This is a genomic window from Cupriavidus taiwanensis (genome assembly GCF_900249755.1).
Lineage (GTDB): Bacteria > Pseudomonadota > Gammaproteobacteria > Burkholderiales > Burkholderiaceae > Cupriavidus > Cupriavidus taiwanensis_D.
Map to the genome: position 1 here is coordinate 298,633 of NZ_LT976854.1, position 15,904 is coordinate 314,536.

The 15,904-nt window shown below is 69.1% G+C and carries 13 protein-coding genes and 1 pseudogene; 11 read left to right on the top strand and 3 right to left on the bottom strand.

Translation table 11 applies throughout. The annotated features are described in order from the left end of the window. Positions 1 to 253: 253 nt before the first annotated feature. The 6 genes from CBM2594_RS17210 (at position 254) to CBM2594_RS17235 (ending at position 7,584) form a co-directional block, all read left to right on the top strand. On the top strand, positions 254 to 1,207 hold the full coding sequence (locus CBM2594_RS17210) for a hypothetical protein (RefSeq protein WP_116358042.1): 954 nt from the start codon (positions 254 to 256) through the stop codon (positions 1,205 to 1,207). A gap of 49 nt (positions 1,208 to 1,256) precedes the next feature. Then, the gene (locus CBM2594_RS17215; protein WP_116358043.1) at positions 1,257 to 2,639 is read left to right on the top strand and encodes a hypothetical protein; all 1,383 of its coding nucleotides are present in this window, start codon (positions 1,257 to 1,259) and stop codon (positions 2,637 to 2,639) included. 20 nt (positions 2,640 to 2,659) lie between these two features. Then, the gene (locus tag CBM2594_RS17220; RefSeq protein WP_116358044.1) at positions 2,660 to 4,708 is read left to right on the top strand and encodes an 8-amino-7-oxononanoate synthase; all 2,049 of its coding nucleotides are present in this window, start codon (positions 2,660 to 2,662) and stop codon (positions 4,706 to 4,708) included. A gap of 83 nt (positions 4,709 to 4,791) precedes the next feature. Next, positions 4,792 to 5,931 (top strand): aminotransferase class I/II-fold pyridoxal phosphate-dependent enzyme, encoded by a 1,140-nt coding sequence (locus tag CBM2594_RS17225; RefSeq protein WP_116358045.1) that lies wholly within the window; start codon positions 4,792 to 4,794, stop codon positions 5,929 to 5,931. Continuing rightward, entirely contained in the window at positions 5,909 to 6,745 is an 837-nt protein-coding gene (locus CBM2594_RS17230; protein WP_116358046.1) for a hypothetical protein, read from the top strand. Before CBM2594_RS17225 ends, CBM2594_RS17230 begins: the two co-directional genes overlap by 23 nt. Further along, on the top strand, positions 6,742 to 7,584 hold the full coding sequence (locus CBM2594_RS17235) for an amidohydrolase family protein (RefSeq protein ID WP_232346658.1): 843 nt from the start codon (positions 6,742 to 6,744) through the stop codon (positions 7,582 to 7,584). Before CBM2594_RS17230 ends, CBM2594_RS17235 begins: the two co-directional genes overlap by 4 nt. A 71-nt stretch (positions 7,585 to 7,655) precedes the next feature. Here CBM2594_RS17235 and CBM2594_RS17240 read toward each other — a convergent pair whose 3' ends face one another. Next, positions 7,656 to 9,047 carry a sigma 54-interacting transcriptional regulator gene (locus CBM2594_RS17240; RefSeq protein ID WP_232346659.1) on the bottom strand — a complete coding sequence of 464 codons (1,392 nt, stop codon included), beginning with the start codon at positions 9,045 to 9,047 and terminating at the stop codon, positions 7,656 to 7,658. Positions 9,048 to 9,413: 366 nt separating this feature from the next. Beyond that, positions 9,414 to 9,660: pseudogene (locus CBM2594_RS17245) on the bottom strand (LysR family transcriptional regulator substrate-binding protein); the annotation flags it as partial. Between the two features lie 299 nt (positions 9,661 to 9,959). On the opposite strand from CBM2594_RS17245, the gene CBM2594_RS17255 reads away from it, so the two are divergent. The 4 genes from CBM2594_RS17255 to CBM2594_RS17270 all read left to right on the top strand — a co-directional run bounded on the left by CBM2594_RS17255 (position 9,960) and on the right by CBM2594_RS17270 (position 13,638). After that, positions 9,960 to 10,505: a DUF2726 domain-containing protein gene (locus CBM2594_RS17255; RefSeq protein ID WP_116358047.1), complete on the top strand. Its 546-nt coding sequence runs from the start codon at positions 9,960 to 9,962 to the stop codon at positions 10,503 to 10,505. A gap of 8 nt (positions 10,506 to 10,513) precedes the next feature. Continuing rightward, positions 10,514 to 10,894, top strand: a complete 381-nt coding sequence (locus CBM2594_RS17260; protein WP_116358048.1) for a DUF4124 domain-containing protein — start codon at positions 10,514 to 10,516, stop codon at positions 10,892 to 10,894. A 192-nt stretch (positions 10,895 to 11,086) separates the two neighbouring features. Then, the gene (locus tag CBM2594_RS17265; protein ID WP_116358049.1) at positions 11,087 to 13,054 is read left to right on the top strand and encodes an alkyl/aryl-sulfatase; all 1,968 of its coding nucleotides are present in this window, start codon (positions 11,087 to 11,089) and stop codon (positions 13,052 to 13,054) included. Further along, the gene (locus CBM2594_RS17270) at positions 13,051 to 13,638 is read left to right on the top strand and encodes a hypothetical protein (protein WP_116358050.1); all 588 of its coding nucleotides are present in this window, start codon (positions 13,051 to 13,053) and stop codon (positions 13,636 to 13,638) included. Before CBM2594_RS17265 ends, CBM2594_RS17270 begins: the two co-directional genes overlap by 4 nt. A 27-nt stretch (positions 13,639 to 13,665) precedes the next feature. Here CBM2594_RS17270 and gstA read toward each other — a convergent pair whose 3' ends face one another. Beyond that, positions 13,666 to 14,274: a glutathione transferase GstA gene (gene gstA, locus CBM2594_RS17275; protein ID WP_116358051.1), complete on the bottom strand. Its 609-nt coding sequence runs from the start codon at positions 14,272 to 14,274 to the stop codon at positions 13,666 to 13,668. Between the two features lie 351 nt (positions 14,275 to 14,625). Here gstA and CBM2594_RS17280 point away from each other — a divergent pair, with 351 nt between their 5' ends. After that, complete coding sequence (locus CBM2594_RS17280; protein ID WP_116358052.1) at positions 14,626 to 15,843, top strand: zinc-dependent alcohol dehydrogenase; 1,218 nt, start codon at positions 14,626 to 14,628, stop codon at positions 15,841 to 15,843. Positions 15,844 to 15,904: the final 61 nt, after the last annotated feature.

Below are 15,904 nucleotides of genomic sequence, written 5' to 3' on the forward strand. Positions count from 1 at the left end.
ACGGCGGCGGGGGCACGAGCTCCCGCCGCATCTCTTGCGCAAATGACGGGCGGGCAGCGAAGCGCGCTTCGCCTGATCGCGCACCCCCGGCCGGCCCCGCGCGAAGCGCGATTCGCCGCCGGCCCCGGGGCGTTTCCCAATATCTCGCCTTTTCAGGGACTTAGACGTTGTGCGTAGGCTGGCACGGCGCGTGCACAAGATGGGCACGCGAGTTCCGCTGCGGCTCGCCAACCTAACCTGAAAGGAGCTGCAAATGCACGATATCGGGACTTCCAGGCCGGGCGGATGGGGTACCGGCTACAACGAGCTCGAACAGGAGCTGGCCTCGGAGCTGATGGAGGCTGGCGAGCTGGGCCAGGAACTCGGCGGCATGGCAACGGAGTTCGAAGGCGAATTCGAGGGCGAGGGGGAATTCGAGAACGAGTTCGAGCAAGAGGTCTCCGGCGAGATGCAGGAGATGGAACTGGCGGCCGAGCTGCTGGCCGTCAACAGCGAACAGGAAATGGAGCAGTTCCTGGGCGGCCTGGTGCGTTCGGTGGGACGCGCCGCCAGCAGCTTTGCGAAGTCGTCGGCGGGCAAGGCGCTGGGCGGCATCCTGCGTTCGGCGGCCAAGGCGGCGCTGCCGGTGGTCGGCAGCGCGCTCGGCAACCTGGTGGTGCCCGGGGCGGGCGGCGCGATCGGCGGCAAGCTGGCCAGCATGGCCGGCAGCGCGCTCGGGCTCGAGCTGGAGGGGCTGAGCAACGAGGACCGCGAGTTCGAGGTGGCGCGCCGCGTGGTGCGCATCGGCCAGCAGGCGACCCGCAATCTGCTGACCATGCCGCGCAACGTCCCGCCGTCGCGCGCCGCGCGCGCGGCGTTCCTGCAGGCAGCGCGCCAGGTTGCGCCGGGCCTGCTCCCCGCCATGCGCACGATTTCGCAGAACGGTGTGGCGGCGGCGCGGCAACTGGGCACGCCGCCGATCTTCGGGCCGGCCGCCGGCGGCGCCGCCGCAGCGCAGCCGGTGGCCAGCCTGGCCGCCGCGGTGCGCGCGCCCAATGGCGGCTATGCGGGCTATGCCAACGGCGGCGCGGTGTCGTGCCCGTCGTGCGGCAACGGGGTGGCCGCGCCAGGCGGCGCGGCCGCGTTGCCGATGGGCGGGCAGTGGCGGCGTTCGCGCAACGGGCGCGCGCTGATCCTGTACCTGGCGCCGCCGCGGCCGATGTTCTGAGCCGCGCGCACGCTGCCCACCTTCGCGATACGACTCCGAGGCCGCCGTCATGAACGCTTGCGCCCACGCCCTGCGGTTGCTGGAACAGGAGGTGCTCGGCATCCGCGCCCGCCTGGATGCGCAGCTGCCCTACGCGCTGCAGATGCCGATGGTCCCCGCCGCCAATATCAGCGACGAGGCCATGAGTGCCATCGAGCGCCATATGCAGGCGGCGCGGCACCAGCTGCGGCGGCGCATTGCGCGCTTCCTCTGCGCACTGCGCGCGGCGCGGCCCGAGCCGGCCGCGGTGGCCCGCGCGCAGCGGCGCTATGCCATGCTCAAGCTGTATTTCCACGCCGCGCTCACGCATTTCGAGATCTTTGCCGAAGTGCTGACGCAGCGCAGCCAGCATGGCACCGGCGTCTGGCTGGCGGGGCTGGACGTGGCCGCGCGCGACGGGCTGCGGCAGCCCGGCGTGGCCATCGCCTTGCCGGAGGTGATCTGCTATGTCGAACGCGGCCATGGCGGCGCGATCCGGCGGGCGCGCACGCGCTTGCCCGGCGGCGGCGCCAATCCGGTGGCCGTGATCCGCATGCCGCGCGAGCGCATGGTCGGCACCGGCCTGGCGGCGTCGCTGTTCCATGAGGTGGGACACCAGGCGGCCGCGCTGCTGGACCTGGCCAATGCGTACCGCCGTGCCGCCGCGGGCGACGGCCGCCGCGGGCTGCGGCTGGTGTCGGGCGATGCCGGCGCGCCGCCTGCTGCATCGGTGCCGCCGCAGGTCTGGCGCGCCTGGGAGCGCTGGATCAGCGAGATCGTCGCCGACCTGTGGGCGGTGTCGCGGGTGGGCATTACCGCCACCTGCGGGCTGATGAGCGTGGTGAGCCTGCCGCGCGCCTTCGTGCTGCGCATCAACCTCGACGACCCGCATCCGGCGCCGTGGATCCGCGTGAAGCTGTCGGTGGCGATGGGGCGGGCGTTGTATCCGCATCCGCAGTGGGATGTGCTCGAGCAGGTATGGGAGCGGCTCTATCCGCGCTGGCAGATGAGCGCCGCGCAACGGCGCGCGTTCGCGCAGCTCGACCAGTCGATCCCGGCGTTCGTCGCCAGGCTGCTCGCGTTGCGCGCGCCGCGGCTGGGCGGGCGCACGCTGGGGCAGGCGCTGCGGCTGCCCGGCCGCCATCCCGACAACCTGTTGCGGCTCTGGCGCCTGGTGCGGTCGCGCCCGCACCAGTACCTGGCCGATACCCCGACGCTGGCGTTCGCGGTGCTGGGGCAGGCCCGCTACAGCGGCCTGCTCGCGCCCGACGTCGAGCTGCGCACCATCTCGGCCTTGCTGCAACGCTGGGCACTGGCCGGCTATCTGCCCTGGAGCGCCGGCAGCGCGCAGCTGAGCGAGGCGCTGAACCAGCGACGGCAGCCGGTGCGCATGCCGGTCGCGGCCTACGCGTGATTTGCTGAAGGAGAAACGTGATGAACACGAGCACGGAGTCGGGTCGCGTGGAGTACGCGCTGGTGCCGACGGGCAATACCGACGGCGACTGGCACTATGACTTCACCAGGCTGGCCGAAGGCCAGAAGTACCTGAAGCTGGCGGTGTACGCCAGCGAAGGCGAGCCGCGCGAGATGGAGCAGCTGCGCCTCAAGCCCGGCAAGGAGGCCAGGCTGGAGATCCGCGTCGGGCCCTCGCCTGCCTGGGGCCAAAGGGAAGAGGGGCTGCCCGCGGCGCTCACCGAGGTCGCGCACACCATGCGCAAGCTGGCGGCGCTGGGCGTTCCGGACGATCTGCTGTTCGACGCCGCCGCCAGGCTGGGCAGCCGGCGCGAAGTCATCGTGCCGGGCCGGCTGAAGGCGCCGCCGCACCCTGACGCCGGCGACGATGCCGAACCGCAAGGCGGCGACAACAGCGCCGCGGAGTTCGACCCGATCGGGGCGCGTTCCGGCCCGGTGGGCGTGAAGGACTACCGCGAGCCGGCATTCAGCCTCAAGCGCACTTCGCGCGACCTGACCGGGGACTGGGCGCTGTGGCTGCTGATCAAGCGCAACGCCGACATGCTGAGCTGGGAGAACTACGCGCGCCAGGTGGACCTGCTGTTCTTCGGCAACAGCGCGGTCCCGGCGCGCGCGGGCGCAGCCGCCGGCCCGGCGCTGTACGACGAAGCCGCGCGGCTGAGCCGGCGCCGCTTCCTGCCGTTCTCGGACACCGATGCCTACCGCGCGCTGAAGGTGGCCACCGAGGCCTTCGTGGTGACGTGGGGCGCCGTGGTGCCGTCGGTGCGCGACAGCGGCACTATCGCCAGGCTGCTCAGGACCGACCCGGCCGCGATCCACCTGGCCAATGACCGGCTCGGCATGAACCTGGAGCCGGCGCAGGTGGAGGAGATCGCGGGCCAGTATTTCGGCAAGGGCGCGTCGCCGACGCTGCCTTACCTGGAGCGCGTGGTGCAGGGTTTGCAGGGCACCGACGCGGGGCGCACCGTCGACGGCATGCGCGAATCCATCGCGCGTTCCGGCGCCACGGCACCCGCCACCCATCCCGCCGAGGCGCTGTCGGACTCGCGCGAGCTGGTGCCGCGCGACGACGGCCCGTGCGGCGACGGCTGCCTGTGGCTGCAGCACTGGAACAACGATATCTCGGCCAAGCTGGGCGCGCCGCCGCTGATCGAGCTGATCTGGAGCTACTGGATGGAGGAGCTGCAGCTGGTGCAGACCATGAACGCCATCTCGCGCCGCTTCCAGAACCTGTCCGGCGGGCCCGGCGATCCGCTCAACCAGCTCGAGCTGGACCCGCTGCGGCCGGTGAGCAACATCATCTGGGGCTGGGTCCAGGATGAGCAGCACCGGCTGCCGATCGAGCGGCGCGCGGCCGAGTACCTGCACGAGTATGGCTTCCGCCTGTTCGGGCGCGCGGTGCCGCGCATCCAGCCGGCCGACAGCCGCAGCAAGTTCCTGGGCGCGTTCCATACGCTGCTGAACCTGTGCGTGCCGTTCTTCCGGCAGGCCGACGATACCACCGTGGTGCCGGATGGCTTCCCGCTGCTGAACGCGCTGCGCGAGGTGCACCTGATCCTGTCCGAGGGCGCGCACAACCAGTTTGGCGACCTGCCGACCACCTCGCGCATCGAGATGATGATGCAGCAGTGGATCCTGGCGCGGCCCGAATTCCGCGAGTTCCTGCCGCGGCGCTCGATGATCGCGTATCCGGAGCCGTGGATGCACTCGGTGGAAAGCATGCGCAAGCTGCAGGGCTGGGGCGATACCAACACGTACCAGTTCTGGCAGCTGGCCACCACCGGCGAACAGATCGTGTCGTCGATCCGCTGGAGCGACTGGAATTCGGTCAACGATCCGTCCAACGCGGCGAACTGGGCGGCGTACTTCCGCCCCGAGATCCAGACCTATATCCATTCGTACCGGGCCGTCACCGGCGTGGATATCGGCGCCGAGCCGGTCGACGTGCAGGTGCCCGGCATGCACTTGCTGCGCCGGCTGCAGGAGCACCGTGGCGCGCGGGTGGCCTGAAGGGCCGCGGTGGATGTCCGGGGCGGACGGATGTCCACCGTGTCACGGCGGCAGCTGCAAGCAAAGCGGAGGGGCAGGCGGCCATGATCGATTTCGCGTCGGCGCTCTACCTGGGCATGTCGCATCCCGCCGCGCAACTGGGCAGCTATGCGGCGCTCACCACCGGCACGCCCGCCGCGCTGGCGGTATCGCCGCTGGCGGGCACGCTGGCGGCGCAGGCAGCGGCGCTGCAGGGTTGCGAGGCCGGCCTGGCCGGGCCGTCGACGCTGCATCTGTCGCTCGACCTGTTCGACCGGATCGGGCGCACGCACGCGCTGGTGGCCGACGACACGCTCTATCCGGTCATGCGCTGGGGGCTCGAGCGGGTGCGCGGGCTCGGGGTCCCGGTCACGCTGTTCCGCCATGCCGATCTGGCCGATCTGGCGCGGCGGCTGCGCCAGCACACCGGCACTCGTCCGCCCGCGCTCGTGACCGACGGCACGCGCCGCGAAGGCGCGCCCGTGGCGCTGCGCCGCTATCTCGCGCTGGTGCGCGAGCGTGGCGGCCTGGTGGTGGCGGACCACACCCAGCTGCTGGGCCTGGCCGGTGCGCAACCCGGCCCGGGACGGCCATGGGGCAGCGGCGGCGGCGGACTGCTGCGCTACGCGGGCCTGGCGCCCGCCGAGCCGGTGCTGCTGCTGGCATCGTGGGCCAAGGCCTTCGGCGCGCCGCTGGCCACGCTGTGCGGGCCCGCCGCGCTGGTGAGCGAGATCGCCCGCGACGGCCCGACCCAGGCGCATTGCAGCGCCGCCTCGCAGGCCGCGCTGCTGGCCGGGCTGAACGCGCTGGCGCGCAACCGCCGCGACGGCGACGCGCTGCGGGCGGCGCTGCTGGCGCGGGTGCGGCGCCTGCGGCGGGGTTTGCGCTGGCTGGCGCAGCACCGCTTGCCGGACCTGCAGATCAGCGTGCCGCTGCACCCCATGCAGCAATTGCGGCTGGGGTCGGCCGAGCGCACCCGTGCCCTGCACGCGGGGCTGCGCGCGGCGGGATTCCGCACGGCGTTGCTGCGGCAGGCCGAAGGGCGCTGCGCCGTGGCAGTGGTGGTGCGCGCCAGCCACGCGCCGCAAGAGATTGACGGCCTGCTGGCGGCGCTTGCCTTGCTGGCGGGCCAGCCGGCCGTGCCGCGCGGGCGTGCGCCGCCGGCCTATCGGGAGAGCCTCCATGTTCAAGACTGCGGAAGGTGAAACACTGGAACTGGCGCCATGGCGCATGCGCCGGCTGCTGCGTCTGCTGGCGGAGGTGCGGCGGTATCCGGCCGGCACGCCGCCGCAGGCGCTGCTGACCGACCTGCGCCAGCTGGTGGCCCGCGCACGGCGCGTCGGCACGCCCTCGCGCCTCGGCACGGCGCGGTATGAGAGCCGGCTGGACAGTGGTGGCGCATACGGCGGCGCATACGGCGGCGCGTGCTGCCGCGCTTGCCTGCTGGCCCGCCAGCACGCGGGACGCCTGTCGCTGGTCGGGCTCAGCCTGGACCGGTGGCGTGCGCCGGCGAGCCGGTACGAGGGCGGGCCTGCGCTTGCCGAACTGGCGTTCGAGTCAGCGCCCAAATCCGCCAACGTGACGCTGCAATGGCGCCGCTGGCCGAGCCTGGACGCCGCCGCGCGCGCAACCCGCGGCGGTGGCGTCTACCTGTTCCAGCGCGGTGCGACGCCGGTCTATGTCGGCACGGCGGCCAGCCTGCCGGCGCGGCTGGGCGTGCATGGCTGGTACCACGCGCGCCAGGGCAGCGCGCGCGCCGGTGCTTCGTGTCCTTGTGCGCCCCCGCTGACCGTATGGACGGCCAATGTGGCCAGCGCCGGCGAGCGCGCGGCGGTCGAGCACGCCATCGTGCGCACGCTTGGCAACCGGGGCTTCGCGCTGGCCAATGACAAGCTGCGCGGCACGGTGACCGTCGGCAGCGGCCTGTCGATCCGCAACCTGGTCCCGGCCGGCATCCTCGCCGGCGCCGGCAATGACTTGCAGTACGGGCCCGGCCAGCGCTTCGAGCTGTCGCGATGATCGTCGACTTCCATGTTCATGCCGGGCAGGGCGACGGCATGACGGGACCGTGGGACACCACCGCGCCGCTCGCCGACTATGCCCGGCGCGCGCGGCAGGCCGGCATCGCGCATTCGGTGCTGCTGCCCGTGTTCCAGTCGGATTACGTGCAAGGCAACCGCGACGTGGCGGCGCTGGCGCGCGCCGATCCCGCGCGCTTTACCGGCTTTGCGATGATCCATGCCGAACGCGACCGGGCACGCACGCACCGCATGATCGAGGAAGCCGTACTGCGGCTGGGCCTGCGCGGCATCAAGGTCCATCGGCACGATGCCCCGATCCACCGGCAGGTCTGCGATGCCGCGCGCCACTGGCGGCTGCCGGTGCTGTACGACCCCGGCGGCGAGACCGGCGCGCTGCGCCTGCTGGCCCAGACGCATCCCGAGGTGGCGTTCGTGTTCGCGCACCTGGGCAGTTTTGCCGACGACTGGGCGGCGCAGCGCCAGGTGGTGGACCTGATTGCGCGCTATCCCAACCTGTTTGCCGATACCTCGGGCGTGCGGCGCTTCGACGTGCTGGAAGAAGCGTTCCGGCGCGCCGGCCCCGGCAAGCTGCTGTTCGGTTCCGATGGCCCGTGGCTGCACCCGGGCCTGGAACTGGCCAAGCTGCGCGCGCTGCGTCCCACGCCGGAAGCCTTTGCGCGCATGGCGGGCGGCAATGCATTGCGCCTGCTGGCGCGCGTAGCGCTGCCGGCGCGAACCTCCGTCAGAAGGAATGCGCGCACAGGCCTTGATGCCGTTCAGGCAAGGCATCAAACACCACCGTCATTCCCGCGCAGGCGGGAATCCAGCGTCCTTTGAAGCCACCGGGCTCCCGCCTGCGCGGGAACGACGGTGGTTAACTGAACGGCATTCGCGCCCAGGCCACGGCTTCACGCCGGCGGCGCTGGCCGCACTTGCCGGCGCAGTTGCAGCGCCCGGGGCGTGACCTGCAGCAGTTCCGCGGCGCGGCTGGTGCAGCCGTGGCGGCTCTCGGCCACCTGCACCGCCATGGACTCGGCGATCTGGCCAATATGCTTCAGGCCGAGCCCTGCATCGAGTGCGCCTTCGATGGCATGCCGCAGCATTTCCGGCCACGGGTTGACGATGTCCGCCGCGAGTTCGGTCCGCATCCCCGGCATGGGGCCGTCGAGCCCGCCAGTGCTGATCACCTGGAAGCCGCGCTGGCGCTCGGCCAGGCGCGACACCACGTTGCGCAGTTCACGCACATTGCCCTGGTAGTCGCGCGTCACCAGGTAGTGCATGACCTCGGGCATGACGTGCGGCATGCCCGGTCCCGTTCCGGCCAGGCTCTCGGCCAGGAAATGCCGCACCAGCAGCGGGATATCCTCGCGGCGCTCGGCCAGCGTGGGCGCGCGCACGGTCCACTGGGTAATGCGGAAGTACAGGTCGCCGCGAAACCGGCCGGCCTGCACCTCGGCTTCGAGATCGCGGTTGGTCGCGCAAGTCAGCCGGAAATCCGACTTGCGCCAGGTATCCTCGCCCACGCGCTTGTACATGCGTTCCTGGATCACGCGCAGCAGGCGCGCCTGCAACGGCAGCTGCAGCTCTCCCACCTCATCCAGGAACAACGTGCCGCCATCGGCCATCGCCACCGCACCGTCGCGAGCCGAGACGGCGTGGGTGAAGGCGCCTTTGGCATGGCCGAACAGCTCGCTGCCCGACAGCTCCGGGCTCAGCATGGTGCAATCCACCACGACGAAGGGCGCGCGATGGCGCTCCGGATCGAGATCGTGGATCAGCCGCGCCAGCAACTCCTTGCCGCAGCCGCTTTCGCCCAGCAGCAGGCAGGTGCCGCGGCCATAGCGGCCCACCTGCGCCACCGCGCGCAAGGTCCCGCGCCATGCCGGCGAGTCGCCGACGGCGCGCTCGCGCAGCCACGGCGCCTCCAGCACCGCCTCGATCTCGGCCAGGCGGCACAGCCGCGCGGCCAGTTCGGTCAGCAACGCGTCATGATCCGGCGCGCAGACCAGGTCGCACAGCGCCGCCGGCCACCACGCCTCGGGGATGCAATGGCAGCGGGTCGCGGCGGTGCACCCGGCGATAAACGCGTCGGCGCGCGGCTCGGCGCGCAGCCAGCGCTGCGCCGCCTCGGTGACGCGATTGCCGTCGGCCACCACCAGCACCGCCAGCATGCCGCGCGCATTCTCGTCCAGCGGCAGGTGGTCCGGCAGGCCATGCTCGTGCAAATCGCGCTCGAGCCTGGCACGATCGTCGTGATACAGCACTACGCGCATCTTGCCCCCGCACGAAAGGGAGATCATCGGCAGCGGCGTTGCGGTACGGGCGCGCTATCTGCACCTGCCATCCGCCGCGGCGCTGCCGGGGTGGATCAGGCGGCGGGCTGGGGGTGTCGGTAGCGATGAGGCCGGCGGTGGCGTGACGCCGTGGGCGCGTCGGGGAGGATCGGCAGGCCGTGGCGGGCCTGTGCGTGCAGCCAGTCGCCGGAGCATCGCCTGCCTGCGAGGGAAACCTGAATCGGCCGCATGGAAGCCCCCCTTGGTTTTTGTCTCAGAATACTAGTCAGCGGCGGCGGGGCAGGCAATATGAAGTTAATTTAAGACTGTGATGCTGCGGCGTTATCGGCGGGCGGAGACGTGGGAACACGACGTTTGTTCCGGGTGCAACGCCTACGGCAAGCGCAAATCCCACAACACATCCGGCACATGTTGCGTGGAGCGCTCGACGCAACCCCCCACGACAGGCAATACCGAGCCGTCGCCACAACGCCGGCCGCAGCGGCCGCATGACGATGCGACTGTCGGGCAATGGCGTAGTGGCCTCATGCGGCAACAGCGCTGCGCCGTAACCTGCTGCTACCGGGCTCTTGATCGCGTCGTTATCGTTCAGCTGAATGCGCGGCGCGGGATGGAGCCCGGCGGCCGTGCGAGGGCAAGCAACACTGCAGCCAGAGGCTACCTGCGCGGAAGCCCGTTTTTACCTGAAGAACTGTCCGGCGGTGAAGATGGATGGCGATGGCGATGGCGATGGTATTCCGTGTGAGACGCCGCCTCTCCAGTGCGCGTTTTGAAGCGCTGGCAAGATCTGTCGAACGGGGTAAAAGCCGGCTGGCGCATCCCAACCCAAGTGGGCCCTCCTATGGAGGGGTGCTTCCAGCTTGTCTGACCGCTTAGCATCGCGCAAAACAATATGCGTAGGAGGGTCATGTGAAAGCGATGCCAGGGCTGGTTCTTTTTGCCGTTGCCGTCGTGCTTCTGGCCATGCTGAAGGCGGCAGCGGCCAGCAAAAGCTCATCCAGGGATTTCCGCTTTGGGCGCAGGTCGCCGTTCTTGCGGCAGGATGAGATACATCTCTACGAACGGCTGACCGCTGCGCTCAAAGACACGCACGTCTTTCCGCAGGTCGCCATGTCCGCGTTTGTGCAGCATAAAGGGAGGTCACAAGCCGCCAGGAATCTCTTCGCTCAGAAGTACGTCGACTATCTCGTATGCGAGCGCCGAACGATGCGACCCCTCTACGTCATCGAACTTGACGGCGCCTCGCACAGTAGCGCAGCAGCTCAGAAGCGCGACAAGCAAAAGAATGACGTTCTCGCATCGGCCGGCATTCCAATCATGCGCTACAAGTCCAAAGACGTGGATCTGAACACTATCCTCAGCGACTACATCAGCGTTGTCCCGCCTCTGCCGGCCAAGGTAGTTGGTTCTTCCGTGGCAGAGGACGAACGAAAGCTGCGGGTCGTGCGCACACCTGTGGCTTGAGGTCAGTCATGCTGAAATATCTGACGCTCGCGATGTTTGCCTTGGCCACGAATGCCTCAAGCCAGACCATATATCAATGTCGAAGCCCCGCGGGGCATGTCACGTTGCAGGACGCCCCGTGTCAGCACGGCGCAAAGACTGAAGCAGTGAGGAAATCCATCGGCCAACGAAACGCGGAATACCGTTCTGAACCCTCTTCGTTCTTCGACCAGGAGGGGCAGAAGCGACTAGCATCAAGCATCGTGTGCCCGTCACTGCGCCAGTCATACCTGGCCGCGGTCAGCCATTCCGAGCGGGCAATGCTCACGAATAATTTCGCCCAGATCCAGAAAGCATCCGAGGCTGTACAGCGAGCCGGTGCGCAGATGTCCCGGTATCGATGCGAATAACAAGCGGCCGAGAGACCTTAACCACTCTGCCGTAGCCGTCCTACGGATGGTTTTCTCTCTGCGGCTGATCGAAAACGCTAAAACCACGCTTCCGAAAGTTTCACTTCCGCCTGCTCCGGCAAAGCGCCTACCCTGCGCCAGGAGCCACGTTGCAGTCCGCACGTGGCCAGCACCCTAACCTGGAGAGCGGCAATGCGGGCAGCACTGATCCTGACCACTGCGGCGGCCATGGCCGTTTCGTCCCTGAGCAGTGCGCAAACGCCGGTCGGCGGCAAGCCGGCCACGGCCGCCACGCGCGCCGCCAATGCCGCCGTCCAGAATGAACTGCCGTTCAACGATCGCTCTGATTTCGAGGATGCCCAGCGCGGCCTGGTGGCAAAACCCGACACGCTGACGATCCGCAACGCCAAGGGCGACGTGGTCTGGGACCTCGAACAATACAAAAGCTACATTGGCCTCGACAAGCCCGCACCGGACACGGTCAACCCGAGCCTGTGGCGCAATGCGCAACTGAACATGCAGCACGGGCTGTTCAAGGTGGCGGACCGCATCTACCAGGTGCGTGGCTTCGACCTGTCCAATATCACGTTCGTGCAGGGCGACACCGGATGGATCGTGCTGGATCCGCTGATTTCCGCCGAAACCGCCAAGGCCTCGCTCGACTTCGTGACCAGGACGCTGGGCCAGCGCCCGGTGGTCGCGGTGATCTACAGCCACTCGCACATCGACCACTACGGCGGGGTCCGGGGCATCGTGGACGAGGCCGACGTCAAGGCGGGCAAGGTCAAGATCTTCGCCCCGCAGGGCTTCACCGAGCATGCCATCAGCGAGAACGTCATCGCCGGCAACGCCATGGGCCGCCGCGCGGTGTACATGTATGGGGCGCTGCTGCCGCGCAACGCGCGCGGCGGCGTCAATGGCGGCCTGGGGCAGACGGTGTCCGCCGGGGCCGCGGGGCTGATCATTCCGACTGACATCGTCAGCAAGACCGGCACGGAGATCACGGTGGACGGCGTCAGGATGGTGTTCCAGATGACGCCGGGCACCGAGGCGCCGGCGGAGATGAACACCTTCTTCCCGCAGTTCCGGGGCATGTGGATGGCCGAGAACACCACCAACACCATGCACAACATCCTGACGCTGCGCGGCGCGCAGGTGCGCGATGCCCTGAAATGGTCGAGCTACCTGAACGAGACCATCGAGACCTACGGCAAGGACGTCGATTTCAAGTTCCAGGCGCACCACTGGCCGATGTGGGGCAATGCCAAGATCATCGACTACTGGAAGAAGCAGCGCGATCTCTACAAGTACACCCATGACCAGTCGGTCAACCTGATGAACAAGGGCTATACCGGAGAGGAGATCTCCGAGCTGATCAAGCTGCCGCCGGAGCTGGACAAGTTCTGGCCGAACCGCGGCTACTACGGCACGCTGCGCCACAACTCGCGTGCGGTGTACCAGCGCTACATGGGCTGGTACGACGGCAATCCGTCGGACCTGAACAACCTGCCGCCCGAGATGGCCGCGAAGAAGTACGTCGAGTACATGGGCGGCGAGGCCGCGGTGCTGCGCCGCGCCCGCGCAGATTTCGACAAGGGCGACTACCGCTGGACCGCGGAAGCGCTCAAGCATGTGGTGTACGCCAACCCGGACAGCAAGGCCGGCAAGGACCTGCTGGCGGATTCGCTCGAGCAGCTCGGCTACCAGGCCGAGAGCGGCCCGTGGCGCTCGGTCTACCTGATGGGCGCGTACGAGCTGCGCAATGGCGTGCCCAAGGCCGGCGGCACCGATGTCGCCAGCCCCGATACCATCAAGGCGATGCCGCCGGAAATGCTGTTCGACTACATGGCCGTGCGCCTGAACGGCCCGAAGGCGGCCGGCAAGAAGATCTCGCTCAACCTGGACTTTACGGATCTGAACAAGCAGTACGGCCTGGCGGTGGAGAACGCGGTCCTGAACTATGGCAAGCCACTGCCGCAGGCGGACGCGAAGATCACGCTGTCCAAGGCGACGCTCGATGCGATCCAGCTCAAGCAGACCACGGTCGAGAACGCCATCGCCAGCGGCGACATGAAGGTCGAGGGCCGGCGCGAGGCGCTGGGCGACCTGCTCGGACTGCTCGACTCGTTCCCGTTCTGGTTCAACATCGTGACGCCATGACCGCCTGCGCTCTCACACTGAGGTCCGCGCTGGCCGCCGCCTGCCTGGCCCTGGCTCCGCTACCCGCGCTGGCATGCGGCTCCGACTTCGTGCTGGGCGACGAAGTGGGCGCGGCGCATCCGGCCTCGATCGGCGTCGCCTTTGCCATGCTGGACGCGCGCAGCGCGGGCATGCTGCCGCCCAATGCGGCGCCTGCCGGCGCCGGCCCGCGCGAGAGCGCGGACCAGGCCGTGCATCGGCTCGAGCAGCGGCTGGCGTCAGTGCGATCGAAGCTGCCGCCGGTGTCGCTGCTGCTGGTTGAATCGCGGCTCTGGACGCGCTACGCACCGGCCGGCACGGCCCATGCGGCAGCGGATGCGGGCCAGCATGCCGACCACGCCGCGGGCCCCGCCGAAGGCGACGTCGTGGTGGTCACCGGCGAAGCGGTGCTGCGCGGCTTGCTCGACGGCGCGATCCCCTGGGACCGGGCGGTGGCTGGCGGACTGGTGGTGCTGGCGGGCGATCCGGCAAAGCGCACGCGCGTGGCCGCCTTGCTGGCGAACCGTTTCGCCGCGCCGGGCGGCACCGCGCTGGCGCGTCGCTGAGCCGGCGCGCGCTACCGGCGCTGCGGCTCACCCGATACCCTCATCCTTCAACGCCTGCTGCACCGACGGACGCGCGGCGACCCTCGCGCGATATGCCTGCAGCGCCGGCCAGCGCTCAAGCGACAGCTTGAAATGTTCCGGCCATCTCAAGATGGTGAACAAGTAGGCGTCCGCAACGCTGAACCGCCCCATCAGATAGTCCTTGTCCGCAAGCTGCGGAGCCAGCCAGTCGAAGCGCTGTGACAGGCGTTCCCACGTCGCGTCCTTTTGATCCTGCGGCGTGCCGGGCTTCCAGAACGGCCCGAAGCCCTTGTGCAGTTCCGACGAAATGAAGTTCAGCCATTCCTGCAGGCGATAGCGCTCGAGCGTATTGCACGCCGGCGCAAGCCCTTCGTCCGGGGCCTGGTCGGCGATGTACTGGACCACCACGGCCGCCTCGGTCAGCAGCTCGCCGTTCTCCAGCGCCAGCGTCGGCACGTAGCCCTTGGCATTGATGGTGTTGTAGTCAGCGCCGGTCTCGGTTTTATGCGGCTGGGCGCGCAGGTCGACGCGCTCGGTGGAGAAGGAAAGGCCGGCCTCGATCAGGGCGATATGTGCGGCAAGGGAGCATGCGCCGGGAGCGTAGTACAGCTTCATGATGGGTCTCCTTGGTATGGGCGCGGCAGCGTCAGAAGCGGAACGGGCTGCCTGATCAGATGTGCGGAAAAGGTGCGTGGAACGCCGTGCGCGCGTCAGCTGTGATTTAGCAATCGACATGCCCGGGTGGCACGCCATCACGACGACGCAGCGTGTCCTCTGGCCGCGTTACCGGTGGCCTGCGCGAGGCCGGAATGGATTGCAAGGCGCGTAGCAGAAATTGCCAGGCGCGCTCTGCCGGGCCTCCGTGCCCTGTGCGGTGTATGGGGTGGCCCTTGGGAACGTTCCTTGCAGCTGAGGTACTCCGACTGACCTTGCCGGAGGTGGCTCCGGCTTCATCTGGAGGACACCATGAAAGCTGTTGTGTTTCACGGGATCGGCGATATCCGGCTCGATGATGTGCCGGAGCCGTCGATCGAGCAGGACACCGACGCCATCGTGCGCCTGACCGCCAGCGCCATCTGCGGCACGGACCTGCACTTCGTGCGCGGCACCATGGAAGGCCTGGCCCCGGGCACCGTGCTTGGCCACGAGGGCGTGGGCGTGGTCGAAGCCCTTGGCGACGGCGTGCGCAACCTGAGCGTGGGCGATCGCGTCGTGATTCCTTCCACCATTGCCTGCGGCTATTGCTCGTACTGCCGCGCCGGCTACTACGCCCAGTGCGACAACGCCAACCCGCACGGCAAGCAGGCCGGCACCGCGTTCTACGGCGGGCCCGAGCAGACCGGCCCGTTCCAGGGGCTGCAGGCCGAAAAGGCGCGGGTGCCGTTCGCCCATGTCAACCTGGTCAAGCTGCCCGACAACGTCAGCGACGAGCAGGCGATCATGCTCTCCGACATCTTCCCGACCGGGTATTTCGGCGCCGACCTCGCCAGCATCCATCCCGGCCACACCGTGGCGGTGTTCGGCTGCGGCCCGGTGGGGCAGTTCGTGATCGCGTCGGCCAAGCTGATGGGCGCGGGCCGTATCTTTGCCGTCGATGCGGTGGCCGACCGGCTCGACATGGCGCGTGCGCAGGGCGCCGAGGTGGTGAACTTCGATGCGGAAGACCCGGTGCAGACCATCGTGGAGCTGACCGGCGGCATCGGCGTGGACCGGGCCATCGATGCCGTGGGCGTCGATGCGATGCACGCGCACCACGGCCCGGCGGCGCAGGATCCGTCCATCCCGGAGAGCGAACAGGAGGCCGCGCGCCTGGCGCCGCACGCCCATCCGTCAGAGCAGGGCAACTGGGTCCCCGGCGACGCGCCGGCGCAGGCGCTGGACTGGGCCATCCGCGCGCTGGCCAAGGCCGGCACGCTGTCGATCATCGGCGTGTATCCGCCCACCGACCGCAGTTTCCCGATCGGTGCGGCCATGAACAAGAACCTGACGGTGCGCATGGGCAACTGCAACCACCGCGCCTATATCCCGCGGCTGGTCGAGCTGGTGCGCACCGGCGCGGTCGACCCGTCCGCCATCCTGACGCGGCGCGAGCCGATGACCTCGGCGATCGAGGCCTACCAGGCCTTTGACAAGCGCCAGCCGGGCTGGATCAAGGTGGAGCTGCAGCCTGGCTCGGTGCATTAGCCGCGGGATAACCACCGTCGTTCCCGCCTGCGCGGGAATGACGGTAGTGTTTGCCATGGCG